At 71.1% G+C, this 24,220-nt stretch carries 26 protein-coding genes; 9 read left to right on the top strand and 17 right to left on the bottom strand.

The window, feature by feature from the left end; genetic code table 11:
• Positions 1-12: 12 nt before the first annotated feature.
• The 8 genes from lpdA to rnz form a co-directional block, all read right to left on the bottom strand.
• The gene (gene lpdA, locus EXE48_RS03165; protein WP_137705135.1) at positions 13-1,440 is read right to left on the bottom strand and encodes a dihydrolipoyl dehydrogenase; all 1,428 of its coding nucleotides are present in this window, start codon (positions 1,438-1,440) and stop codon (positions 13-15) included.
• Positions 1,440-3,074, bottom strand: a complete 1,635-nt coding sequence (locus EXE48_RS03160; RefSeq protein WP_053770140.1) for a dihydrolipoamide acetyltransferase family protein — start codon at positions 3,072-3,074, stop codon at positions 1,440-1,442. Before EXE48_RS03160 ends, lpdA begins: the two co-directional genes overlap by 1 nt.
• A 45-nt stretch (positions 3,075-3,119) precedes the next feature.
• Positions 3,120-4,106 (bottom strand): alpha-ketoacid dehydrogenase subunit beta, encoded by a 987-nt coding sequence (locus EXE48_RS03155; protein ID WP_137705134.1) that lies wholly within the window; start codon positions 4,104-4,106, stop codon positions 3,120-3,122.
• Positions 4,107-5,210, bottom strand: coding sequence for a pyruvate dehydrogenase (acetyl-transferring) E1 component subunit alpha (pdhA, locus tag EXE48_RS03150; RefSeq protein WP_137705159.1), 1,104 nt, complete (start codon positions 5,208-5,210; stop codon positions 4,107-4,109).
• Positions 5,211-5,562: 352 nt separating this feature from the next.
• Positions 5,563-5,967 carry a DUF8146 domain-containing protein gene (locus tag EXE48_RS03145; RefSeq protein WP_053770142.1) on the bottom strand — a complete coding sequence of 135 codons (405 nt, stop codon included), beginning with the start codon at positions 5,965-5,967 and terminating at the stop codon, positions 5,563-5,565.
• A gap of 115 nt (positions 5,968-6,082) precedes the next feature.
• The gene (locus EXE48_RS03140) at positions 6,083-6,733 is read right to left on the bottom strand and encodes an RPA family protein (protein ID WP_137705133.1); all 651 of its coding nucleotides are present in this window, start codon (positions 6,731-6,733) and stop codon (positions 6,083-6,085) included.
• Between the two features lies 1 nt (position 6,734).
• The gene (locus tag EXE48_RS03135; RefSeq protein WP_053770144.1) at positions 6,735-7,661 is read right to left on the bottom strand and encodes a replication factor A; all 927 of its coding nucleotides are present in this window, start codon (positions 7,659-7,661) and stop codon (positions 6,735-6,737) included.
• 687 nt (positions 7,662-8,348) lie between these two features.
• Positions 8,349-9,278, bottom strand: coding sequence for a ribonuclease Z (gene rnz, locus EXE48_RS03130; RefSeq protein WP_053770145.1), 930 nt, complete (start codon positions 9,276-9,278; stop codon positions 8,349-8,351).
• 138 nt (positions 9,279-9,416) lie between these two features.
• Here rnz and EXE48_RS03125 point away from each other — a divergent pair, with 138 nt between their 5' ends.
• Positions 9,417-9,692, top strand: coding sequence for a DUF7538 family protein (locus tag EXE48_RS03125; protein ID WP_137705132.1), 276 nt, complete (start codon positions 9,417-9,419; stop codon positions 9,690-9,692).
• Between the two features lie 220 nt (positions 9,693-9,912).
• Positions 9,913-11,856 (top strand): ABC transporter ATP-binding protein, encoded by a 1,944-nt coding sequence (locus EXE48_RS03120; RefSeq protein ID WP_137705131.1) that lies wholly within the window; start codon positions 9,913-9,915, stop codon positions 11,854-11,856.
• Positions 11,857-11,895: 39 nt separating this feature from the next.
• Here EXE48_RS03120 and EXE48_RS03115 read toward each other — a convergent pair whose 3' ends face one another.
• Positions 11,896-12,231 carry a DUF5789 family protein gene (locus EXE48_RS03115; protein ID WP_199236339.1) on the bottom strand — a complete coding sequence of 112 codons (336 nt, stop codon included), beginning with the start codon at positions 12,229-12,231 and terminating at the stop codon, positions 11,896-11,898.
• A gap of 106 nt (positions 12,232-12,337) precedes the next feature.
• Here EXE48_RS03115 and EXE48_RS03110 point away from each other — a divergent pair, with 106 nt between their 5' ends.
• On the top strand, positions 12,338-13,099 hold the full coding sequence (locus tag EXE48_RS03110; RefSeq protein WP_137705130.1) for a creatininase family protein: 762 nt from the start codon (positions 12,338-12,340) through the stop codon (positions 13,097-13,099).
• 14 nt (positions 13,100-13,113) lie between these two features.
• Here EXE48_RS03110 and EXE48_RS03105 read toward each other — a convergent pair whose 3' ends face one another.
• From EXE48_RS03105 to EXE48_RS03095, 3 genes are all read right to left on the bottom strand, one after another.
• A complete protein-coding gene (locus EXE48_RS03105) occupies positions 13,114-13,512 on the bottom strand; it encodes a DUF5790 family protein (protein ID WP_053770150.1) in 399 nt (132 codons plus the stop codon).
• Positions 13,513-13,639: 127 nt separating this feature from the next.
• Positions 13,640-13,855 (bottom strand): hypothetical protein, encoded by a 216-nt coding sequence (locus EXE48_RS03100; protein WP_053770151.1) that lies wholly within the window; start codon positions 13,853-13,855, stop codon positions 13,640-13,642.
• 79 nt (positions 13,856-13,934) lie between these two features.
• Complete coding sequence (locus tag EXE48_RS03095) at positions 13,935-14,735, bottom strand: aldo/keto reductase (RefSeq protein ID WP_053770152.1); 801 nt, start codon at positions 14,733-14,735, stop codon at positions 13,935-13,937.
• A 188-nt stretch (positions 14,736-14,923) separates the two neighbouring features.
• Between EXE48_RS03095 and EXE48_RS03090 the strand changes: the two genes are divergently transcribed.
• Together EXE48_RS03090 and EXE48_RS03085 are read left to right on the top strand one after the other, a co-directional pair.
• Positions 14,924-16,603: a methyl-accepting chemotaxis protein gene (locus EXE48_RS03090; RefSeq protein ID WP_137705129.1), complete on the top strand. Its 1,680-nt coding sequence runs from the start codon at positions 14,924-14,926 to the stop codon at positions 16,601-16,603.
• Between the two features lies 1 nt (position 16,604).
• The gene (locus tag EXE48_RS03085; RefSeq protein WP_137710736.1) at positions 16,605-17,369 is read left to right on the top strand and encodes a bacteriorhodopsin; all 765 of its coding nucleotides are present in this window, start codon (positions 16,605-16,607) and stop codon (positions 17,367-17,369) included.
• 56 nt (positions 17,370-17,425) lie between these two features.
• On the opposite strand, the gene ahbB is transcribed toward EXE48_RS03085, so the two are convergent.
• The gene (ahbB, locus tag EXE48_RS03080) at positions 17,426-18,484 is read right to left on the bottom strand and encodes a siroheme decarboxylase subunit beta (protein WP_137705127.1); all 1,059 of its coding nucleotides are present in this window, start codon (positions 18,482-18,484) and stop codon (positions 17,426-17,428) included.
• A gap of 122 nt (positions 18,485-18,606) precedes the next feature.
• A complete protein-coding gene (locus EXE48_RS18660; protein WP_167551882.1) occupies positions 18,607-18,765 on the bottom strand; it encodes a DUF7317 family protein in 159 nt (52 codons plus the stop codon).
• A 327-nt stretch (positions 18,766-19,092) separates the two neighbouring features.
• Here EXE48_RS18660 and EXE48_RS03075 point away from each other — a divergent pair, with 327 nt between their 5' ends.
• Positions 19,093-20,190: an anthranilate phosphoribosyltransferase gene (locus EXE48_RS03075; RefSeq protein WP_053770156.1), complete on the top strand. Its 1,098-nt coding sequence runs from the start codon at positions 19,093-19,095 to the stop codon at positions 20,188-20,190.
• 243 nt (positions 20,191-20,433) lie between these two features.
• Positions 20,434-20,583: a DUF7563 family protein gene (locus EXE48_RS18655; RefSeq protein ID WP_167551883.1), complete on the top strand. Its 150-nt coding sequence runs from the start codon at positions 20,434-20,436 to the stop codon at positions 20,581-20,583.
• Positions 20,584-20,677: 94 nt separating this feature from the next.
• On the opposite strand, the gene EXE48_RS03070 is transcribed toward EXE48_RS18655, so the two are convergent.
• The 3 genes from EXE48_RS03070 to EXE48_RS03060 form a co-directional block, all read right to left on the bottom strand.
• Positions 20,678-21,511: an NAD+ synthase gene (locus tag EXE48_RS03070; protein ID WP_053770157.1), complete on the bottom strand. Its 834-nt coding sequence runs from the start codon at positions 21,509-21,511 to the stop codon at positions 20,678-20,680.
• Positions 21,512-21,638: 127 nt separating this feature from the next.
• Positions 21,639-22,277 (bottom strand): NUDIX hydrolase, encoded by a 639-nt coding sequence (locus tag EXE48_RS03065; protein WP_053770158.1) that lies wholly within the window; start codon positions 22,275-22,277, stop codon positions 21,639-21,641.
• Entirely contained in the window at positions 22,274-22,657 is a 384-nt protein-coding gene (locus tag EXE48_RS03060; protein ID WP_053770159.1) for a hypothetical protein, read from the bottom strand. Before EXE48_RS03060 ends, EXE48_RS03065 begins: the two co-directional genes overlap by 4 nt.
• 128 nt (positions 22,658-22,785) lie before the next feature.
• Here EXE48_RS03060 and EXE48_RS03055 point away from each other — a divergent pair, with 128 nt between their 5' ends.
• Positions 22,786-23,742, top strand: coding sequence for a DUF5787 family protein (locus EXE48_RS03055; RefSeq protein ID WP_137705125.1), 957 nt, complete (start codon positions 22,786-22,788; stop codon positions 23,740-23,742).
• Between the two features lie 34 nt (positions 23,743-23,776).
• On the top strand, positions 23,777-24,184 hold the full coding sequence (locus EXE48_RS03050; protein WP_053770161.1) for a CBS domain-containing protein: 408 nt from the start codon (positions 23,777-23,779) through the stop codon (positions 24,182-24,184).
• Positions 24,185-24,220: the final 36 nt, after the last annotated feature.

Here is a 24,220-nt window from a genome sequence, read left to right as displayed (position 1 = left end):
GATCGAACGCGGTCAGCGGTTCAGCGTGTGGATCGCTTGCCCACGCGCGTTCTCCGCGGCCTCCATCACCGCCTCCGCGAGCGTCGGATGGGTGTGGACGGTGGCGGCCACGTCCTCGAGGGTGGCGCCCATCTCGACCGCGAGCGCGACCTCGGCGATCAGCTCCGACGCCTCGGGGCCGACGATCTGTCCGCCGAGGACGAACCCGGTCTCCTCGTCGGCGACGATCCGGACGAACCCCTCGGTGTGGCCGGTCGTCATCGCCCGCCCGGAAGCGTTGAACGGCATCTCGCCGACCGCGGGCTCGAAGCCGGCCTCGGCGGCCTCCGCCTCCGTCATCCCGACCGTGCCGATCTCGGGGTCGGTGAACACCGCGGCGGGGACCGCCTGCCTGTCGAGCGCGGCCGGTTCGCCGGCGATCACCTCGGCGGCGACGACCCCCTCGTTGGAGGCCGCGTGCGCGAGCATCGGGTCGCCGGCCACGTCGCCGACGGCGTGGACGTGCTCGACCGCCGTGCGGGTGCGGTCGTCCGTCTCGACGAACCCGCGGTCGTCCGTCTCGATCCCGGCGTTCTCCAGGTCGAGCCCGTCGGTGACGGGCTGGCGACCGACCGCGACGAGGATCTTGTCGACGCCGTACGTCGACTCCTCGCCCTCCTCCGTCTCCGTGCGGAGGAGGTAGCCGCCGTCGGGCGCCTCCGCCCACTCGCTCGCGCCCTCGCCGAAGTTGAAGTCGACGCCGAGCTCCTCGGCGCGCTTGCGGACGACGCGCTTCACGTCGTCCTCGTAGGGGTCGAGGATGTCGTCGAGCATCTCGACGACCGTGACCTCGGCGCCGAGCTTGGCGTACGTCGTCGCCAGCTCCATGCCGATGTAGCCGCCGCCGACGACCCCGAGGCGGTCCGGAACCGTGTCGGCGTCGAGCGCGTCGGCGGAGCTCCAGACGTGGTTCTCGCCGAAGTCGAAGCCGGGGACCTGGATCGGCCGCGACCCGGTGGCGATCACCGCGTGTTCGAACTCCAGCGTCTCCGAGCCCTGCCCGTCGCCGCCGTGCGCGACCCGGACGGTGTTCTCGCCGACGAACGAGGCGACGCCCTCGACCAGGTTCACGCCGTTCGCCTTACAGAGCTTCTCGACGCCGCCCGTGAGCCGGTCGACCACGCCGTCCTTCCACTCGATCATCCTCCCCATGTCGACGGCGGGGTCCGCGTGGACGCCCATGAACTCCGCGTTGCCGGCCTCGTGGGCGAGCCCGCTCCCCGTGATCAGCGCCTTCGAGGGGATACAGCCGCGGTTGAGACAGGCGCCGCCGTAGGCGTCCTTCTCGACTAAGGTCGTGTCGAGCCCCTCCTGTGCGGCGCGGATGGCGGCGACGTAGCCGCCCGGCCCCGCGCCGATGACCAGTACCTCCGTTCCCGTGGTGACGTCTCCGACGACCATTATTCGTTGAGTAGCAGCAGGGGGGTTTCTAAGTGTTCCATGACGGTGTTCGCGAACTCGGCCGCGACCGCGCCGTCGACGACCCGGTGGTCGATCGACAGGGAGAGCGGCAGCGTCGGCGCCGGGACGACCTCGCTGTCGCCGCCGTCGCCCTCGCGGACGACGGGGCGCTCCTCGATGGCGCCGAGCCCGAGGATCGCGGTCTCGGGGTAGTTGATGATCGGCGTGGCGTACTCGCCGCCGATGGCGCCGAAGTTGGTGATCGAGAAGGTGCCGCCCTTCATCTCCGCGGGCTTGAGCTTCCGCTCGCGGGCGCGGGCGGCGAGGTCGTTCACCTCGTCGGCCAGCTCGAAGAGCCCCTTCTCGTCGACGTCCTCGACGACCGGGACCATGAGGCCGGCGTCGGTCGCGACCGCGATCCCGAGGTTGTAGTCGCCTTTCAACACGATCTCCTCGTCGTCCTCGCGGAGCTCGCTGTTGAGGTACGGGTACTCCTTCAGGCCGGCGACGATGGCCTTCATCACGAACGGCATGTAGGTGAGCTTCACGCCCTCGGCCTCGGCCTTCGGCTTCAGCTCCTCGCGGGCCTCGACGAGCGCGTCCACCGCGGCGGTGTCGTGGTGGGTGACGTGCGGCGCCGTGTACTTGGACCGCTCCATCTGCTTCCCGATGGTGCGCCTGACGCCGCGGTAGGGGACGGTCTCGTCGCCCTCGGCGCTCACGGCGGCGTCGGTCGCGGCGGTCGCGTCCGGCGCGGTGTCAGCGTCGACGGTCGCCGGCGCGGTGTCAGCGTCGACGGTCGCCGGCTCCGGCTCGGACGGCGACTCCAGCGCGTCGGCGTACGCGTTCACGGCGTCGACCGTGACGAACGCCTCGCCGTCGCGGGTCTCGTCGGTCGGCACGTCGTCGAGGTCGACGCCGCGCTCGCGCGCGACCTTCCGGGTCGCGGGCGTCGCGAGCGTCGTCTCGCGGCCCGCGGGCTCGGGCGCGCCGGCGGCGGTCGCCGACGCCCCGTCCGAAGAGTCGCCGCGCTTGCTGACCGCGGACTTCCGGCCGGTAGAGCCGGTGTCGGTCGGCGCGGGGCGGGGTTCGGGGCCGTCGTCCGCGCCGCCCGCGTCGGCGGATCCGCCGCCCTCGGCGTGGGCGCGCACGTCGGCCTCGGTCACGCGACCGCCGGGGCCGCTCCCGTCGACCGCACCGACGTCGACGCCAAGCTCGCGGGCGAGCCGGCGGGCGGACGGCGGCGCGAAGGTGCGACCCGAGGGCGTGTCGGGCTCGCTCGTCGTCCCGTCGTCCGCGTCGGCGGTCGCGTCCGGCGCCGGCTCGTCGCCCGCGTCGGCCTCGGGCTCCGGTTCGGCTTCCGCCTCGGCGGTCGCCCCGCCGTCTCCGTCCTCGTCGATCCGGAACGAGATGATCACGTCGCCGACCGGGACCATGTCCCCCTCGTCGACGAACAGCTCCTCGACGGTCCCGTCGTAGCTCGACGGCACCTCGACGAGCGCCTTGTCGGTCTCGACCTCCGCGACGGGCTGGTCCTCCTCGACGCGGTCGCCGGGCGCGACCAGCCAGCTGACGAGTTCGCCCTCCGCGACGCCCTCGCCCACGTCGGGCAGCTTGAACTCCTCGACCGTCACGCGTCGGTCACCTCGGCGTTCATGGGTGTATCTCCGGCGGCCATGTTAAAATTCGACCGCCTCCAGGATGCCGTCCTCGATGCGCGCCGCCGACGGGAGGTAGTAGTCCTCCAGCGCGTACAGCGGGTACGGCACGTCGAACCCGGTGACGCGCCCGATCGGCGCCTCCTGGTACAGCAGCGCCTCCTCTTGGAGGATCGCCGTGACCTCGCCCGCGAGCCCGCCCGTCTTGGGCGCCTCGTGGACGACGACCGCGCGGCCGGTCTTCTCGAACGCCTCGACGATCGCCTTGCGGTCGAGCGGGGAGACCGTCCGGAGGTCGACGACCTCGCACTCGATCCCCTCCTCGCCGAGCGTCTCGGCGGCCTCCAGCGTGGGGCGAGTCATCGCGCCGTAGGTGAACACCGCCACGTCGTCGCCCTCGCGGCGCGTGGCCGCCTCGCCGATGGGGACCGTGTACGGCTCCTCGGGCACCTCCTCGCGGAACGCCCGGTAGATCAGCTTCGGTTCGAGGAAGACCACCGGGTCGGGGTCGCGGATCGACGCCGCGAGCAGGCCCTTCGCCTCGTAGGGCGTCGAGGGTATCACCACCTTCAGCCCCGCCTCGTGGGCGTAGAACGCCTCCTTCGACTCGGAGTGGTGTTCCGGTGCGCGGATGCCGCCGCCGTAGGGCGCCCGGAGCGTCATGGGGAGCGTGAACCGCCCGCGACTGCGGGTGCGGAACCGCGCCATGTGCGAGACGACCTGGTCGAAGCCGGGGTACATGAACCCGGAGAACTGTATCTCCGGGACCGGGCGCATCCCCATCGCCGCCATCCCGACCGCGGTCCCGACGATGCCCGACTCGGCGAGCGGGGTGTCGATCACCCGGTCGCCGCCGAACTCGTCGTAGAGCCCCTCCGTGGCGCGGAAGACGCCGCCGTTCTTCCCGACGTCCTGGCCCATCACGACGACGTCGTCGTCCTCGCGCAGTTCGGTGTGTAGTCCGTCTCGTATCGCCTGTACCAGCGTGAGGTTCTGTGTGTCAGTCATTCAGTCCTCCAGGAACGCCGCGTCACCGCGTTCGTCGCGCAGCGCGGCGAACTCCTCGTACTGCCGCTCCAGTTCGGGCGGGAGCTCCGCGTAGGCGTGCTCGAACAGCTCCCGCGGGTCGGGCCGCGCCATCGACTCCGCCGCGTCGATGGCGTCCGCGACCCGCGTCTCGACCGACGACTCGACCTCGGCCACGCGCTCGTCGTCGAGGACTCCCTCGTCCCGGAGGTACGCCTCCAGTCGGTCGATCGGGTCCTTCCGCTTCCAGCGCTCGACCTCGTCGTCGTCGCGGTAGACCGTCGGGTCGTCGGCGGTCGTGTGCGCGCCGAAGCGGTACTGGACCGCCTCGATGAGCGTCGGCCGCGGGCGGTCGGCGTCGGGGTCGCGCGCCTTCTCCAGGGCCGCTTCCGTGACGCTGTACACCGCGAGCGGGTCCATGCCGTCGACCTGGACGCCGTCGATGCCGTACGCCTCCGCCTTCTGCGCCAGCGTCGCGCTCCTGGTCTGCCGCTCGCGGGGGACGGAGATGGCCCACTGGTTGTTGTTACAGAAGAAGACGGTCGGCGTGTCGAACACGCCGGCGAAGTTGACTCCCTCGTGGAAGTCCCCCTCGCTCGTCGCGCCGTCGCCGAAGTAGCAGAGGAACGCGTCCTCCTCGCCGCGGAGCTTCGAGGCCCAGGCGGCGCCCGTCGCGTGGGGCACCTGCGACGCGATGGGGACGGCGACCGGGAAGACGTTGACGTCGTCCGGCGCGCGGTTGCCGTCCTCGTGGCCCATCCAGTAGAGCAGCGTCTGTTTCAGCGGGAGCCCGTGGACCAGGGCGGCGCCGTGTTCGCGGTACGACGGGATCATCCAGTCGTCGTCGGCGAGCGCGTACGCCGAACCGATCTGGGCGCCCTCCTGGCCGGAGAGCGGGGGGTACGTCCCCATCCGGCCCTGCCGTTGGAGGCTCACCGCGCGGCCGTCGAAGTGCCGCGCCAGCCGCATGTGCCTGTACATCTCGACGAGCGACTCGTCGTCGAGGTCGGGGACGTCGCCGACGACCTCGCCGTCCTCGTCGAGGACGCGAACCGTATCGTCGTACGCCCTGTCGAACACGGTCACGGTCGAACCCACCTTCGCATGTCCGATCCGTCCACCGCCCGGGTAATATCGTTTTCGTAAATAATTTAGTATAATCAGAAATAGCGCCTTCGCACTGAGAAACCGTCCATCGCACTGGAAGAGAATCGGACGTTTCTGAACAAACTTCGGGCCATCCGGCAATATTTTCGCCAAGATGTGCGGTTCGGCGGTCAGTAACGGACAAACAGGAAGGTTTTCGCGCCGGGGGGCGCCGGTCGGAGCGGGACCCGGGCGGCGCGGCGCCGCGGCTCGGCGGGCGAGCGCGGCGAGAGAAGCGCCGGGGGGGACGGTCTCGGTCGGAGCGGAAGGCGGTCCGGGGCGACGTGTGCCCCTATCCGAGTCGGAACGACGGCTCGTCCGACTCGCCGTCGAGGTCCTCTAGGTGGATCACGTCCTCGTCGTCGCCCTCGACCTGCTCCCGGAGGTGGTTGATGTACCGCTTGTGCTCTTCGAGCTGTTCGCGGAGGTGTTCGGCCTCGAGCTCTAGCCGCTCGTGCTCCCGGACGAAGCTCTTCGGCACCTCGACCCGGGGCGGGAAGGCCTCGCCGTCGCCGTCCGCGTCGGTCAGCTCGTGTTCCGGGACGACCCGGACCTGACCGTCGTGGGCAACGAGCATGTCCACGTAGTCCCGGAAGACCGCCGACAGCGAGATGTCCCGCTCCTCGGCGATGTCGCGGAGCGCCTCGAACGCGTCCTCGTTGACGCGGAATGAGACCGTCTTGTTCTTGTTGCCCATTAGCGGGTCGTAGGTCTCGCTGCGTACTTAACAGTTTGTCAGACGGTCGCACGGCGAGCGGAGCCGTCGGGGCGCCGGGCGGGCGTCCCCGGATCAGGGCTGCGGCGCGCTCGCCTCAGGGCTCCGGTGCGCCGGCCGAGTCGGACCCGTCGGGGGCGTCGCTGAGCGCGGCGTCGTCGCCGGCGAGCTCGTCGCCGCTCTCGTCGAGGTCCTCTAACGCCGACAGCGCGGCGGCCTTGTACGTCTCGGGGTCGAGGTCGTACTCCTCGCGCGCCATGCGCGCGTACTCGTTACCCTCGTCGTCGAACGCGGCGACGCGCTCGACGGTGCGGCGGGCGGTCTCCGCGACCCAGCGGTCGCGGGTGGCGGCGTCGACCTCGGTGATCGACTCGGGGCGGACGGAGACCCGGACCGTGCCGTCGTCGGTCTCGTAGGTCCGGGGCTTCCCCACGACTGCGACGTAGGCCGGGGGCTCCAGGTCCCGGAGCTTGGAAGCGGCTTCCGGCTGGTACTGGCCGGCGTACACGAAGAACGTGCCCGTCGGGTCGACGATGCGGCCGCGCCAGTACTCGCTGTCCTCGCCGACGTCCTCCTTCTCCGTGAGCGTGCCTACAAAGAACACGCGGTTCGAGGACTCGCCGGTCGGGAGCAGCGCGTAGACGGGGGCGCGCTCGTCGTCGGACTCGGTGAACGTGTAGCCGGCGTCGTTGAACTCGCTCGCGAACACGCGCCGGGCGACCTCTCGGGTGGGTGCTGACCCGCTCATTTCAGATCGACCTCGCTTCGATCAGCGCGCTTTCAACGTCGACCGCGCCGGGGTCCTCCATCTCGTCGACCAGGACGTACCGGCCGAAGGTGGGGCCGGTGACCCGGTAGTAGCGGCCGAGCACGTCCTCGCCCATCTCCTCGGCGACGACGGTGGTGTCGAGCGCGTCCATCGCCATGTCCTTGGCTTCCTCCAGGGTCATGCCGGTGAGTTCCTCGGTGGCCTCGCGGTCGAAGATGACCTCGGTGACCGTCTCGCCGTCGTCTAAGACGCCCTTGATCCGGAGGTCGAACTCGCCTTCGACCTGGCCGTGTTCGGAGCAGCGCCCGTTCTGGAGGACGCGCGTACAGTCCTCCTCGGGGCACCGCTTGATCAGCCCGGAGCCGGACTGGATGTCCACGAGAGCGCCCTCGACGGTGTCGGCGTTGTCGCCGACCTCGATCGCCTCGTCGATCTCGGTGATACCAGTCGTCCGGTTGAGCTTCACCGAGTAGCTCCCCTCGTACTCGTCGGTGACGACGTTCGAGAGCTCGTACGCCTGCCCCTCCGTCAGCTCGGGGAGGTCGGAGGTCTCGAAGGCGACGAACTTGATCGTGCCCGACTCGTCGCCGAGCAGGCCGACCTGCGAGATGGAGTCGCTGCGCGGCTCCCAGAGGTCGACCAGCGTCACGCGCAGGTCGACCCACTGCTCGTCCTCGTCGATGTCGTTGACGAGGACCTCCTCGCTGCCGCCGCGGCCGAGCTCGTCGCGCTCCATGCCGGCGTCTTCGAGGTAGCTGTTGGTGACGCTCCGGCTCGCCTCGTCGAGCGGCACGCGGTACTCGTCGACGAGCGTTTCGAGGCGCTCCTCGACGTCGTCGGGGTCGACGTCGGTGTGGTCCGAGAACTGTTCCGCTATCGCTTCCGCTTCCTGTCGCAGTTCGCTCATGGGGTGTCTCCGCCTCCGGTCTTGTTTTCAGTGGGAGGCGTACGACAGTTGGTTCCAGATGGTATTAAAACGTACGTGACCGCGGTGAAAGTGGAACGAAACGCCCGCCTGAGGGCCGCTACGTGGAGTTCTTTCGATCCGCGGAGATCGACCGACGGGACGACCTCGCTCGCGTCAGACGCCCGTCAGCCGTGCGCGGGCTTCGTTTCAAGTGGAACTGTCTCACGGGTCAGAGTGACACAAAAGCGGATCCGACGGAGGTGACGAAGCGGTGGCGTCGCCGGCGGCTCTGCCGCCGGCTGCAAGAGGCGCGTCGCGCCTCCCTGCGTGCCTTCGAGCGCCCGTCGGGCGCGAGAAGCACGCGCGAGGGAGGCGCGAACGCAGTGAGCGACGAGGCTGGGGAGGCGTGAGGTGCGGTCGCTGTGCGGGCGGGACTCGAAGGGGCAGTCGCGAGGCGGGCGCAGGCGACGCAAGCACCGCGGCGAAGGAGCGAGCAGCGCGAGCGACTGAACGAGGCGCACAGCGAGCGTGCGCCCGCCTCGCGACTGGGCCTTCGGCGGTCTCCGTGTCGAACGACCGCTTATAAGTAAAACCGTCATCGTACGGTCGAGCGACCGGGGCTTCGGCAGTCTCCATGCCGGTCACGAAGTCATCCGAGTGGGACCGGCCGGTCGAACCCTCAGTAACTCAGTCCGCGTCGGGGAACGGCACCTCGATGAGGTCGCCGTCGTCGGGCAGGAGACACTCGCCGTCGAACGCCTCGCGGGCGTCCCGGAGGATCGGGCTCGGGTCCGCGGCGTAGCGCGAGGAGATGTGGACCAGGGCGAGCCGCTTCGCGTCCGCGCGGTCGGCGATCGACCCCGCCTCGCGGCCGGTGGAGTGGGCCGTGTCGCGGGCGCGGTCGGCCATGTCGTCGGCGAAGGTGGCGTCGTGGATCAGCAGGTCGGCGCCCTCGGCGGCCTCGACGGTGCTCTCTCGCGGGCGGGTGTCGGCGGTGTACGCCAGCTTCCGGCCCGGGCGCGGCGGGCCGACGACCTGCTCCGGCTCGACGACCGTGCCGTCCTCGGCCTCGACCGCCTCGCCCTCGTGGAGGCGGCCGAACTTCGGGCCGACGGGGACGCCGAGCGCCTCCGCCTTCGGGCGGTCGAAGCGGCCGGGGCGGTCGTCCTCCTCTAAGACGTACCCCTGCGAGACGGTCCGGTGTTCCGTCTCGAAGGCGCGGACCGCGTACTCGTCGGTCTCGTAGGCGACCTCGCCGGGGGCGACCGGCTCGATCCGGACCGGGAACGCCGGGTCGTGGCCGACCGCGTGGACGAGGTCGCGGAGGTGGTCGTCGGTCCCCGGCGGGCAGTGGACCGTCAGCGGGTCGGTGCGGTCGTTGAACCCGAGCGTCTGGACGAGGCCGGGGATCCCGAGGACGTGGTCGCCGTGGAGGTGCGAGACGAACACGCGGTCGACGGCGAACCCCGTGCCGCTGCGCATCATCTCGCGCTGGGTGCCCTCGCCGCAGTCGAAGAGGAAGCGGTCGCCCTCGCGGTTGACGAAGACGGCGCTGGCCGCGCGCTCGACGGTCGGGACGGCGCCGCCCGTCCCGAGGAACGTGACGCGAAGAGACATGGCGGGTCATCGGGACGGCGGTTGTAAACCGGTGTCGATGCGGGCGGAGCGGGGAGCGGGCGACCGGGCCCGCCGGCGAATAGCCTCGGTCGCGACCCCGGCCGACACCCACATGTGTCCGGGCCCCCGAGCGCGGCCATGCGAGACCCGATCGCCGCCTTGGTCAGACAGGAGGGGTGGCGCGCGGAGGGCGCGGCCGCCCGCGTCCACTACGAGGGAGGCAGCGACCGATACGCGGTGGAGTTCTACGCCGAGACGCCCCGCGTCCTCTACTGGTCCGTCCCGACCGACGACGAGGGCGAGACGGCGGCGCCGGTCCCCCGCGACGAGGTGCCGGACCCGCTGCGCCGACGCATCCGGGAGGACCTCGACGAGGCCGGGGTCGATCCCGACGTGGAGCGGCGCGAGCTGTGAGGCCGACCCCGGGCCGCGAGGAGCGAGTCCGCGGTGCGGTCGTCGGAGCCGGGACCGGCGCGCGCGACGGTCGCGCTCTCGGATCGGCCGAGGCGTCCGCGCGGCGACCGCGGTCGGCCGGGCGAAATCGCCCGAACGGCCGCGCGCTACCGGCGTTTTCTGCCGATGTATTTCGGTTCGAAGGAAACCTATTTGCCCGCTTACCTGATACGACCGGGTGATGAGTGGCGTCGAATGGGAGGAAGACGATCCCTTCGAGGAGCAGCGGGACAAGATCGAGAATCCGATGAAGCGGCTGTTCGTCGAGTACGGCCGTGACTACGTCCCGCAGGTGACGGTGGGGATCCTCGCGAGCGTCTTCGCGCGGCTGCTCGACCTGCTCCCGCCCCTAATGTTAGGGATCGCTCTCGACGCCATCTTCCGCGGCGAGGCCGCGTTCGACGAGCAGATCCCGCTGGTGCTACTGCCCGACGCGTGGCTCCCGACGACGCAGGTTGACCAGTTCTGGTTCACGATCGCGGTGCTGGCCGGCGCGTTCGCCTTCGGCGCCGGGTTCCACTGGGTCCGGAACTGGGGGTTCAACGCCTTCGCCCAGAACATCCAGCACGACGTCCGGACCGACACGTACGACCAGATGCAGCGGCTCAACATGGACTTCTTCTCGGACAAGCAGACCGGCGAGATGATGTCCATCCTCTCGAACGACGTGAACCGCTTGGAGCGGTTCCTCAACGACGGGATGAACTCCGTGTTCCGGCTGTCCGTGATGGTGATCGGGATCGGCGTCCTCCTGTTCTGGATCAACTGGCAGCTCGCCTTGGTCGCGTTGCTCCCCGTCCCCGTCATCGCCGGGTTCACCTACGTGTTCATCAAGATCATCCAGCCGAAGTACGCCGAGGTGCGGTCGACGGTCGGCAAGATGAACTCCCGGCTGGAGAACAACCTCGGCGGCATCCAGGTGATCAAGGCGGCCAACACCGAGTCCTACGAGTCCGAGCGCGTCGACGACGTCTCCTTCGACTACTTCGACGCCAACTGGGACGCGATCGAGACGCGGATCAAGTTCTTCCCCGGCCTCCGCGTGCTCGCGGGCATAGGCTTCGTCCTCACGTTCGTCGTCGGCGGACTCTGGGTGTTCCAGGGGCCGCCGGGCCCGTTCACGGGCGAGCTCTCCGAGGGGATGTTCGTCGTGTTCATCCTCTACACTCAGCGGTTCATCTGGCCGATGGCACAGTTCGGGCAGATCATCAACATGTACCAGCGCGCCCGCGCCTCCTCCGCGCGGATCTTCGGGCTGATGGACGAGCCCTCGAAGCTGGAGGAGGACCGCGACGCCGAGGAGCTCGTCGTCGACGACGGCCGCGTCGTGTACGACGACATCTCCTTCGGCTACGACGACGAGACCATCGTCGAGGACATCGACTTCGCGGTCGAGGGCGGCGAGACGCTCGCCTTGGTCGGCCCGACCGGGGCCGGCAAGTCGACCGTGCTCAAGCTGCTCCTCCGGATGTACGACGTCGACGACGGGGAGATCCGGATCGACGACCAGAACGTCAGCGACGTGACGCTGCGGTCGCTGCGCCGCGCGATCGGCTACGTCGGGCAGTCGTCGTACCTGTTCTACGGCACCGTCCGCGAGAACATCACCTACGGCACGTTCGACGCGACCGACGAGGAGGTCCGCGAGGCGGCCGAGGCTGCCGAGGCCCACGACTTCATCCAGAACCTCCCCGACGGCTACGACACGATGGTCGGCGAGCGCGGCGTGAAGCTCTCCGGCGGCCAGCGCCAGCGGATCACCATCGCCCGCGCCGTGTTGACCGATCCGGACATCCTCGTCCTCGACGAGGCGACCTCCGACGTCGACACGGAGACCGAGATGCTGATCCAGCGCTCGCTCGACCGCCTCACGGAGGACCGGACGACGTTCGCGATCGCCCACCGGCTCTCGACGATCAAGGACGCGGACACCATCCTCGTTCTGGAGGGCGGGAAGGTCGCCGAGCGCGGCACGCACGACGAGCTGCTCGACAACGACGGGCTGTACGCGCACCTCTGGGGCGTTCAGGCCGGCGAGATCGACGAGCTGCCACAGGAGTTCATCGACCGGGCGCAGGAGCGCACCGCCCGGATCGTCGAGGACGCCGAGAGCGACGACGACTGACCGCGGTCGATCGGAGCGACCCGTCGGCCCGGTCGACCGTCACCGCGGCAGCCGAGTCCACTCGTCGGCGGGCGCCGGGGAGTCGTCGGCGTACCCGAGCGCGTCGAGGACCGCCTCGCGGACCTCTGCGGGGTCGCGGAACTGCGTCTCCTCGCGGCCCTCGAGCAGGCTGTCGAGCCGCTCCGTCGTCGTCTCCGCCTCCAGCGTCGCGGCGCCGTACTGCTCTATCAGCTCCGCCGCCGTCACCGGGTAGCGGTGCTCGCGGAGCGCCCGCTTCAGCGGGCCGAACGTCACGGCGGGGGCCGGCTCGTGCGCCTCCGAGTCGTGGTCCGCGTTGTCACCGCTCATGCGGCCCGGATCTACGGGGAGGGGCATAATACCTCGGGAGCGCCCGCGACACCGGTCTCGCCGCCAGTGGCCGCCGGACGGCGGCGTCGGCGGTGACCGCCGCCTATACCACGCCGCGCGCCGAGGTGCGGATATGCGCCTCAGCGAGGTCACGTGGACCGACGTCCGCGACGCCGACGTCGACGTCGCGTTCCTCCCGGTCGGCAGCACGGAACAGCACGGGCCGCACGCCCCGCTCGGCACCGACACCCTGAACGCCGTCGCGGTCGCCGAGGCGGGCGCCGACGCCTACGAGGCGGCGGCGTCGAGCGAGGCCGCCGCCGCGGAGCGCGGAGGGGTCGCGGTCGCGCCGGCGGTCCCGGTCGGCGTCGCCGAGGAACACCGCGCGTTCGACGGGACGATGTGGGTCTCGCCGGAGACGTTCCGGGCGTACGTCCGGGAGTCCGCCGAGTCGCTGGTCTCGCACGGGGTCGACCGCGTCGTGTTCGTCAACGGCCACGGGGGGAACGTCGAGGCGCTCGCGGAGGTCGCCCGGCGGTTCTCGCGCGACGACGCCCACGCGGGGTACGGCGTCGCGTTCACCTGGTTCGAGGCGGTCGGCGACCACGCGAGCGACATGGGTCACGCCGGGCCGCTGGAGACCGCGCTGCTGCGCGCGACGAACCCCGACTTGGTCCGCGAGGAGCGGGTCGACGAGGCGAGCGCGGGCGCCGCCGAGCGGTGGGGCAAGTGGGTCGCCGGGGTGAACCTCGCGCACGACTCCGACGAGTTCACCGACAACGGCGTCGTCGGCGACCCGCGGGCGGGCGACGCGGAGCGCGGGCGGGAGCTGCTCGACCGCGCGAGCGCGTCGCTCGCCGAGCTGGCGGCGGCGGTGGTCGACCGGGAGACCTGAGGAAGCGAGAGGGGCTACTCCTCGTCGGCCGCGTCCTGGAGCGCGCCGCGGATCGCGGGGACGGTGCCGGTGAGGGAGGCCACCTCGTCGGCCGCGCTCTCGATGTCGCCGACGAGCGACTCCAGCTCCTCTATCTCCGCCTTCAGGTCGTCGGCGTCGTCGAACGCGTCGGCCCGCTCGCCGAGGACGTACGCCTTCTTCGCCGAGCGCACGCTGTCGACCGCGTCGCCGGCGTCGAGCGCGGACTTCAGCCCGTTGAGCGCGCCGAGGACGTTGTCCGCGTCCGTCTCCCACACCGCGTCCGGGTCGGGGAGCTGGTCGCGCGCCGCCGCGAGGTGCTCTTCGACCTCCGCGCGGGTCTCCTCGGCCGCCTCGCCGAACAGGTCGTCGTCGTCGAACGTGGACTGAGCCATGTCCGGACTGTCGTGCCCGCACTTTTTAAAAACGCGCCCGAAAGCGGAAGTGAAACTACCGGGGAGGACGGATCCGCCGGCGGATCGGGGAGATCTGGCGTTCAGTTTCGGTCCGGCGGCGGACGGGTCAGAGACGGACGAGCAGTTCCAGCGCGATCAGCGTCAACAAGAGACCGAGGAGGCCCGCGAGGGCGGCGAGCGTGCGGAGCCGGTCCGACACCGCCTCCGGGTCGGGCGTGGCGGCGAGGAGGGCCGGACGGTCGCGGGGACCCGACTCGCCGTCCGCGTCGCCGTCGGCTTCCGGGGCGGGGCCGCGGTCGGACCGTGGGCTCGACTCCGGCACACACTATCACTCGACACGGAAGACCGTTAAACCGACTATGAGGGGACAGTAGCGGTATTGAACGCTCCGGAGCGCGGGCTCAGTTCCAAGGGGCCTCCGCGAAGTCGACGACCCGCTCGCCGCGGTCGAGCCCGTCGATCCGGGCGATCTGCTCGTCGGTCAGGTCGATCTCGCGGGCGGCCCAGTTCTCCTCGACGTGACCGTGGTCGGCCGCCTTCGGGATCGGCGCGACGCGCTCCTTGGAGAGCAGCCACGCGAGGCTCACCTGCGCGGGGGTCGCGTCCTGCGCCGCGGCGACCTCGCGGAGCGCGTCGACGTCGGCGACGCGGTTGCGCGCGATCGGCGAGTAGGCGACGAGCCAGTGACCGTCCTCGACCGCGTACTCGCGGAGCCGCTCCTGTTGGAGCAGGGGGTGACACTCGACCTGGTGGGCGAACACGTCGTGGTCGAGGCGGTCAATCGCCTCGTCCAGTTGGTCCGGCTCGAAGTTCGAGAGCCCGATCCGGTCGATCACGCCGTCGTCGACGAGGTCGTCGAGCGCGGGCAGCGTCTCCTCGGGGTCGTAGCTGTTGATCGGCCAGTGGACGTACAGCAGGTCGATCGAGTCGACGCCGAGCCGGTCCCGGCTGGCGCGGGCGGTCTCGACGGCGTCGTCGTACGAGAGGTTGTCCGTCGAGAGCTTCGTCGCGACGAACAGGTCGTCGCGGTCGACGCCGCTCCGGTCGATCCCGTCGCCGACCGAGGCCTCGTTGTCGTACCCCTGGGCGGTGTCGACGTGGCGGTAGCCGGTCTCGATCGCGTGCGCGACCCCGGCCGCGCACTCCTCGCCGTCCGCCAGCTTGTACGTCCCGTATCCGAGCCTGTCGAAAGCGGTCGCCATGTCTCACCGTGCGGCCGGCGGCGGCCTCAACGTACCGGTCCGGAGCGGGTCGAGAGACCGGCCTCGGTCGGACCGCGTCGCCGGAGTCGCCTCCCCGCGACCGCCGGGCGCCGCGCCGAGAGTGATTATCACCGTTAATATCCTGGGGAGGGTTATTATCACGGCGCGATCCCTGCGGTCGAGTACACATGCAAGCAGGATCGGCCCCGGGCGTCCGATCGAGCTACGGCGCGAAGCTCGCTCTGTCGCTGGTCGGGGTCATGGGGGTCTCAGTCTCATACGGAGTTATCGTCTACCTTCGCGCCGAGGCGGCCGGCGCCGCGGGCGAAGCGGTGCGGTCCGGGCTCGTCGGGATGACGCTGTTGACGGTGATCGGGCTCGCGCTCATCGGCGTCACGATCGGATCGAACACGGTCATCTCCCTGCGGCAGCTCACGGGTAAGGCCGAGCGGATGGCCGAGGGCGACCTCGACGTGCGGCTCGACACGGGCCGGACCGACGAGATCGGGCGGCTGTTCGGGGCGTTCGACGAGATGCGCGGCTCGCTGCGCTCGGAGATCGCCGACGCCGAGTCGGCCCGCGAGGAGGCGGAGCGGGCGCGGCGGGAGGCCGACGCGCGCGCCGAGACGGTCGAGGAGAAGGCGACCGAGTACGAGACCGCGATGCGCGCGCTCGCCGACGGCGACCTGACGCGGCGGGTCGACCCGGAGAGCGACAGCGCGGCGATGGCGCGCGTCGGCGCCGCGTTCAACGAGATGGCCGACGAGCTGGAGGGGACGGTCGCGTCCGTCGCGACGGTCGCCGAGGACACCGCCGACGTGGCCGGGACCGTCGACGACCGCACGGACGACCTGCGGGCGACGACTGGGACCGTGAGCGAGGCGGTCTCGGAGATCGCCGAGGGGGCCCGCACCCAGCGCGACGACCTGCGGGCGGCGACCGACGAGGCGGAGAACCTCGCCTCGTCCGCCGAGGAGGTCGCCTCCACCGTCACCGACGTCGCGGAGACCGCGGAACACGCGGCCGAGGTCGGCGAGGAGGGCCGCGAGGCCGCCGAGGAGGCGCTCGCGGAGATGGACGCGGTCGAGGAGACGACCGCGGAGACGACCGCGGAGGTCGAGGCGCTCGCGGCGGAGGTCGAGGAGATCGGCGAGGTGGTCGACACCATCTCGGAGATCGCCGAGCAGACGAACCTGCTCGCGCTGAACGCCTCCATCGAGGCCGCCCGCTCCGGCGCCGAGGGCGCCGGCTTCGCGGTCGTCGCCGAGGAGGTGAAGTCGCTGGCTGAGGAGACGCAGGCGTCGGCCAGCGAGATCGAGGCCCGGATCCACGCCGTTCAGGAGCGCGCGGAGACGGGCGCCGACGCGATGGCGCGCACCGAACAGCGGATCTCCGCCGGCGTCGACACGGTCGAGACCTCCATCGACGCCTTAGAGCGCCTCGCGGAGGCCTCCGAGCGTACCGACGCCAGCATGACCGAAATCACCCGCGCCACCGAGACGCAGGCGGACTCGGTCGACGCGGTCGTCGGCCACGTCGAGGACGTCTCCGCGATCAGCGCGCAGACGGCCAGCGCGGCCGGCGACGTGACCGGCGCGGTCGACGAACAGGAGCGGACCCTGGGGGCGGTCGAGACCGCGGCCGGGTCGCTCTCCGACCGCGCGCTCGCGCTGCGCGACGCGGTCGACGACTTCGCGTTCGCGACCGACGAGGGCCTCGACGGCCCGAACAGAGCGACGGGGCGCGGCGCGGCGCCCGACGCCACCGCGGCTCCCGACGGAGGGACCGCTGGCGGTGCGGGGGCCGAGTTCGATTTCTCGCGCGACGACGGCGGCGACGGCGCGGCCGCCGGGGAGGAGGTGAACTGAGATGCTCGTCGACACCGCCGTCTGGGCGTGGATCGGCGCCCTCGCGATGGGCGCCGGGACGGTTCCCCCGCTGTGGGCGTGGTTCTCCCGGTCCTCGGAGGCCGGCGAGTCGCACGCCGTCTACTACGGCACCCTCGCCGGCGTCACCGGTATCGCGGCGGTCGCGTACCTCCTGATGGCGCTCGGGTTTGGCAGCGTCTCGCTGTCGGCCGGGGAGCTCGACGTCGCTCGATACGTCGACTGGCTCCTGACGACGCCGCTTCTCCTCCTCTACCTCGGGCTGCTCGCGCGACCGTCGCGGCGCGTACTCGCCGGGCTGATCGGGGTCGACGTGGTGATCATCGCCGGCGGTATCATCGCCGCCGCGACGACCGGAGCGGTCTCGTGGGTCGCCTTCGGCGTCGCCGGGGCGGCGTACCTCGCGCTCGTCTACGGGCTCCTCGTCTCGCTCCCGCGGTCGGCCTCGGCCGAGAGCGACCGAGTCCGCGCCGTCTTCGGCACGCTCCGGAACATCACGGTGGTGCTGTGGACGCTGTACCCGGTCGTGTGGCTGCTCGCGCCCACCGGGCTCGGGCTGCTGACGCCCGCGACGGAAATGCTCGTGTTCGTCTACCTCGACATCGTCTCGAAGGTCGGCTTCGTCGTCGTCGCGGTCGCGGGCGCCGACGCGCTCGACCGCCTCGGCGCCGACCGCGGCGTCGACGGCGACCGCGTCGCGGGCGACTCCGCCGCCGGCGAGCGGACGACCGTCCTCGGCGACGACTGAACCGCGGCCCGGGTCGTCCCGTTTTCCTGTCCGTTCCCGCTCGCCTTCCAGTCTGTTTACTCCCCGTCCGCGACCAGGTCCTCGTAGCGCGCGCCGGTCTGTTTCAGCGTCTCGGTCGAGTAGAGCCGCTCGTGGGCGAACGGGAGGTGGTCGGCCGCCAGCTCGTCGATCTTCGCGTCGACCGCCTCGGCCTCGCGGCCGTGGATCATCGTGAACATGTTGTACGGCCAGTCCCGGTCGGGGCGGCGCGGTCGGTGGTAACAGAGGGTGACGTACGGGAGGCTGCCGACCGCCTCGCCGCGCTCGTCGAGCTCGTCGTCCGGCACGTCCCAGACCACCATACAGTTGTTCGTGAACCCGGTGACGACGTGGTTGACGATACAGCCGACGCGCTTGATACAGCCGTCGGCGAGCAGGCGCTCGACCGCGGCGAGCACGTCGTCGACGGGGGCACCGATCTCCGCCGCCACGTCTTCGTAGGGGGTCGCGGACAGCGGAAAGCCGTCCTGGATCGCCAAGAGGAGGTCGGCGTCGAGCGCGGAGAGGTCGCCGCGCGCGTCCTCGGAGATGCGGGTGGCGGACACGTCGGTCTCGTCGAGGGACTCGCGCGCGAACCGGTCGGCGTTGACGACGGGGAACTCCAGGTCGATGTAGTAGTCAGTGAGCATCGGCAGGGCGAGGACCTCGCAGCCGGTCCGTTCCTCGATCTCGTCGAGGATCTCGTCGCGTCGCTCCCGCGAGCCGGCGGTGACGACGAACCACTGGTTCCACTCGTGGTCGCGGCGGTAGTTGTGGTTCACCTGCCGGTAGCCGTTGATGACCTCGGCGACCTCGTCGAAGCGGTCCTCGGGGGCGCGCACCGCCGCCAGCGTCGAGGAACCGATGACCGGCGGGTTGAGAACTGCACCGAACCGGCGGAACACGCCGCGCTCGCGGAGGTCGCGGACGCGCCGGAGGATCTCGTCGGCGTCGACCGCGGCGCCCGTCTCGGTCGCTATCTCGTCGGCGACCCGCTCGAACGGGCGCTCCGCGACGGGGAAGCCGCTCTGGTACTCGTCGATGAGGGCCGCGTCGACGGCGTCGACGTCGGCCCGCCAGTCGGCGTCCAGACTCATTACCTCGAATAGGGGGCGGGCGTACGTACGGGTTTCGGAGGGCGTCGAGCGTCAGCGGGAGCGCGTCAAGCGTCAGCGCGTCGAGCGTCAGCGAGACGGGTGTCGATGCGGACGAGCGCGCGTCAGTCGTCGGCGGGGGGCTCGCCGGGCGTCGCCGCGAACGCCCGGGCGCTCTCCTCCAGCTGCGCCGTCGAGCAGCCGCCGACGGTCGCGGCCTGTTCGAGCGTCAGCGTGCGGGACCGGTACAGCGTGAGCGCGGTGGCGACGGATTTGGACGTCATCGGGTACAGCCGGCCAGTAGATGGACAAACATATAACTCTAACGCTGATTAGGCCCTGATACAGAATTAGAAAAGCGCAGAACAACCGAAACGTATTACATTTCTTTGTATAAACAGACATCCATACGGTTATTGTTTGCGAACAACTACCACGATTCCCGAGAGAGCGACCCGGTCGGCCGGGCCCGGCGCTCGCGCGCGATGCGAGGGACGGGCGGGCGCGCGTCGCCTGCGGTCGCGTTCCAAAGGGACGGTCCCGGCCCGACGCGTTCCCGACGCGCGGGAGTCGAACGGGGGACTTTTCGTCCGAGAACCCGAACGATGCGTATGGCTCAGGCGACCCAGGAGTTCGGCGACTGGCCCCTCAAGCGGCTGATGACCGAGGTCTGCGGCTCCGGCCACAAGTCGGCCGACGACCTGACGCGCGCGCAGGCGACCGAGGCGTTCGAGCGCATCCTCGCGGACGAGCCGGACCCGACGACGCTCGGGGCGTTCTGGCTCTCCAACCGCTGGAAGCGGAACACGCCCGAGGAGCTCGGCGCGTACGTCGACGTGATGTGCGACCGCGTCGAGTACGCCGAGCCCGACGCCGACCCCGTCGACTGCGGCGCCAACTACGACGGGAAGGGCCGGACCGCAATCTTAGGCGTCGCCGCGGGCGCCGTCGCGGCCGCGGCCGGCACCCCGGTCGTCGTCCACTCCGGCGACCGCGTGCCGACCCAGAAGCAGGACGCGTACAAGCACGTCTTAGACGAACTGGGCGTCCACACCGAGCTGACGCCCTCGGACTCCGCCGACATGGTCGACGAGACCGGCTTCGGCTTCTACTACCAGCCCGCGTTCAACCCCGCCATCGACGACCTGTTCGACCGGCGCGACCAGATGGGCGTCCGGACGTTCGTCAACACCGTCGAGACGCTGGCGAACCCCGCCGGCGCCTCCGTCCACCTCGGCTCCTTCTACCACCTCGCGTTCGCGAAGAAGGTGGTCGACACGTTCGTTGAAAGCGAGTTCCACGACCTCGACCGCGTCCTGATGTTCCAGGGCATGGAGGGGTACGACGACGTGCGCCCGGGTTACACGAAGGTCGCCGAGTGGGACGCCGCGGGCGACGACGGCGACGAGGCCGGAAGCGAGGGCGCCTCCTTCGACGACTTCGAGATCGAGACCGCGGAGTACGGGATGGACCTCGAGGAGGAGGACCTCGCGGTCGACGACGTGGCCGCCGACTCGGCGGCGGTCACGGAAGAAGTGCTGGCCGGCGAGCGCGACGGCGCCTTCGCCGACGCGGTCGCGGTCAACGCCGCGCTCCGGATCTACGCCGGCGGCGACGCCGACTCCATCGAGGACGGCCTCGACGCGGCCCGCGAGGTCATCGACGACGGGAGCGCCTACGACGTGCTCGACGCCCTGCGCGAGTTCTGACCGCCGGGCCCGTCGGCGGCGCGTCGCGCGGAGCGATCGACGGTCGCGGGGAGAGCGGCGGCGCGACGGGACCGCGTCGCCGTCCCGCCCGCTAACCCCCTTCTCGGCCCGCGTTTTTCGCCCGTGTTCCGGCTTCGGTCCCCCAATTTGGGCCTGATTTGGGACGGAGTTTGAAAAGCGCTCTTGAGGTCTGGGCACCAAGTGAACGTGTGTCGAATATGACCCGCGATACCATTCACCGCCATGCCGACCTGTGAACACTGCGAGGCGCACGTCTCCGAGCGGTTCGTCCAGGTCTTCGGGGACGACCGGAGACGGGTACACGCGTGCCCGAACTGCTCGGCGAACGCCGGGATCGCCGAGGTGGCGAAGGAACGGGCGCAGAACGCCTGACCCCCGCTGACCGCTCCGGCTCGCCGTCCCGCACGGTCCTCCCGACCCCGGCGGCTCCCCGCCGCTCCGACCCCTCTTACCGCTCTGAGCCCTCTTACCGCTCCGGCGCCGGCGGCATCGCCCGCTTGTGGGCGCTGCGCTCGTGGAGGTCGACCACGCGGTCGACGGCCGCCTCGGGCACGTCGAGTTCGCGGACCGTCGCCGCCCGGGACAGCCCGCCGTCGACGTGGACCGCGAGGATCGCGTCGACGGTGTCGTAGTCGAGTCCCATCTCCTCGGCGTCGGTCTGCCCCTCCCACATCCCCGCGGTCGGCTCCTGCATCACCAGTTCGCGGGGGACCCCGACGTGCGCGGCCAGCTGGCGCACCTGCTGTTTGTAGAGGTTGCCGATGGGGTTACAGTCGACCGCCTGGTCGCCGTACTTCGTGTAGTAGCCGGTCATCGCCTCCGCGCGGTTCCCGGTCCCGAGGACGACGCGGTCCTCGGCGTTGGCGACGAAGTAGTTCAGCACGGCGCGGGTGCGGACGTAGACGTTGCCCGCGGCCGTGCGGTCGTCGGCCGCATCGGGGACGGCGTCGAAGACGGCCTCCGCGATCGGCTGGATCTCGACCACGTCGTACTCGATGCCGAGGTCCGCGGCGACCCGCTCGGCGTCGCTCATCACGTCCGGGTCGTTGACCGCGGAGGGCATCGTGAGCCCGTGGAGGCCCTCCTCGCCGAGCGCCTCGACCGCGAGGTACGCGGTGAGCGTGGAGTCGATACCGCCCGAGAGGCCGAGGACCGCGCCCGTCGCGCCCGCGTCGTCGACCACGTCGCGGATGAACGAGACGATCCGCTCGCGGGTCGCCGCAAGCTCCGACTCCGAGAGGCGGAGGTCGAGCGGGGGGTCGTCCGACAGCAGCACCGACTGCTCCGAGGTCTGGCTCATGACAGAGTACAGGGGCCGAGGCGACTAATACCTCCCCGTCGGCGCCCGGAACTGGACGTGCGTCGGGTTCTGCGCCGGTTCGCGGCGGCGGTCGGGCACCGACGGGTCGCGGTCCGGCGGCGGGCGCCTACAGCAGTCCCTCGCGCTCGGCGAGCAGGAGCCCCTCAAGGGTCGCGTCGTTCGTCGGCGGCTCCCGCGCGGTCGCCAACGCCTCCTCGACCGGGACCGACCGCGGGGCGAGGAACTCGTTGCTGTCGTGGTCGACGTCGACCGGCTCCAGCCCCTCGGCGAACACGTAGCCGCGCCGGTGGCGCAGCACGCCCGTCGAACACCACACCTCCTGGAGCAGCGAGGTCGACGACGGCTCGAAGCCGGTCTCCTCGGCGAGCTCTCGGGCCCCGGCCTCGGTGTACGACTCGCCGGCCTCGACGACCCCCGCCGGGAGCTCCAGCTGCGTGTTCCGCACGGTGGGGCGGTACTGCTCGACGAACAGCACGCGGTCGTCGGCGACCGCGACGATGACGGTCGCGGGCGACAGCTCCGCCCAGTAGTACTTCTTCTCCGTCCCGTCGGGCTGTTCGACGCGGTCGTAGCCGCCGACGAACCACCCCTCGTCGTACTCGACCGCGACCTCCCTGACGGGCCACTCCGGCTCGCCCGGCAGCGAGTGGTTGCGGCCGTCGGAGAACGCGGGGAGGTCGCGGAGGTCGGCCGCCGGCGCGTCGGCGGGGGCGTCGCCCGCGTGCCCGCCGCGGTCGCCCGTCACGGTCGGACCACCTCGGCGTGGTACACCTCGCCGTCGCGGCGCACCCGCACGCCGCCCTCGGTCGCGGCGCCGGGCACCTGTTGGGTGAGCGCGTCCACCTCGTCGAACGGCGTGTGCGTGAACCACTCCTTCACGCCGTACGGGCCGGTCTGGTAGCCCTTCGACCGACCGTCGTCGCTCTCTATCGCGCCGATCAGGTACGGGTACCGGCGGTCGGAGACGTTGTTCACGTCGGCCGCGGTGCCGTTCGTCTCGATCGGTTCGACCGTGAGGTAGTAGGGGTCGCCGCTGCCGAGGTAGCTGGGGAGCGCGCCGAGCGCGAGCAGCGCGACGACGACCAGCGCGATGGCGACGACGACGTTCCGGGTGACCCGGCGCATGGTCGGGGTAGGTACCCGCGGGGAATACCGGTTTCGACCGGCGGCGGGGCGACGACCGGGGGCGGGCGGAACCGGAGCCCGAGCGCGGTCGCCGACGCGCTTTAGCCCGCCGCGTCCCTTCCTCACCCATGGAGTACCGGTTCGAGCTGGCGCTGTGCGCCGCGCTCGAATCCCCCGACCGGATCGTCGCCCGCCAGCTCGGCGCGGGCGTCGAGACGCCCGGGACGCGCATCGTCGACGTCTGCCTGCTGTCGCGGGGGCCCGGCTTCGACGACCGGGCCGCGATCAGCGCCGAGCGGATCCCGGACCCCGCCGTCGAGGCCGCCGTCGGCCCGGGCGAGGCCGTGCCCGTCGCCGAGGCGTTCGACCTCCCGCCGGACCGCGCCGCGGCCGTCGTCGACCGGGCCGTCGAGGTCGGCTACCTCGAACGCGAGCGGCGGGACGGGCGGGACGCCGTGCGCGCGACGGCGCGCTACCCGGACGACTGGGTCGGCGGCCTCGTCGCCGTCGAGAACAAGCCCGACCTCGGGACGCCGGGCGAGCTGGAGGCGCAGCTGCGCTACGACGCCGCGCTCGGCCTGTTCGACGAGGTCGTGCTCGCGACCGCCTCCTACGTCACCCGCGCGCACCTCAACCGGATCCCGGAGGCGGTCGGCGTCTGGCGGTTCGACCCGGAGACGGGCGAGCGCGAGGTGGTCCGCGAGCCGACGCCGCTCGACCCGGACGCCCCCGGCGTCGAGATCCGCGCCGAGCGCCCCTCCCGCACGGACGTCGCCCTGGTCGGTCCCGAGGCGAAGGCGCGCAAGCGGCGCCGGGTCGCCGAGCGCGCGTACGGGAAGGGGTGGCGCCCCGAGCCGCCGGCGTGCGCGCACGGCGAGGCGACCGCCGACGGGCGGCCCCGCTGCGCGCACTTCGACCGCGTGGTCGACCCCGGCCGCGAGTGCGGGAGCGGGTGTCCCGCCTTCGAGCCGGCCGACCCGACCACGGCGGACCGCGACCGCCTCCGCGACGAGCGGACGGCGTGGGTCGCGGAGCCCGAGGGGGCCGGGCCGCGCCGGCAGTCCGGGCTCTCACGGTATCTGTGAGAACGCTTATACGGTGAGGGCGGCTGTTTCGGGTATGGACGAGATCGAAGACGTGTTCGTCGCGCGGCTGATGTCGACGGACCTCCACACGGTGACGCCGGACACGCTGGTCGAGGACGCGGCCGCCGTGCTGCTCGACAACGACATCAGCTCGGTGCTGGTCGTCGACGACGACGGGGAGCTCGTCGGAATCTTGACCTCCACGGACTTCGTCGACATCGTCGCGAAGAGCCGGCCGAAGGCAGAGACGACCGTCGAGCGGTACATGACGCGCGATCCGATCACGGCGGGCGCGCAGGACGGCGTGGCGGCCGTCGCCGAGACGATGCTCGAACACGGGTTCCACCACGTCCCGGTCGTCGACGGGGGGACGCCCATCGGCATCATCACCACCTCCGACTTCGCCGCGTACGTCTCCTCGCCGGAGTCGGTCTCGGCGTAACGCGCCCCGCGTCGACCTCGGCCGCGGTCGTCGAGT

The organism is Halorubrum sp. ASP1 (assembly GCF_005435135.1).
GTDB lineage: Archaea > Halobacteriota > Halobacteria > Halobacteriales > Haloferacaceae > Halorubrum > Halorubrum tropicale.
This window is presented reverse-complemented; position numbering and strand designations above follow the sequence as displayed.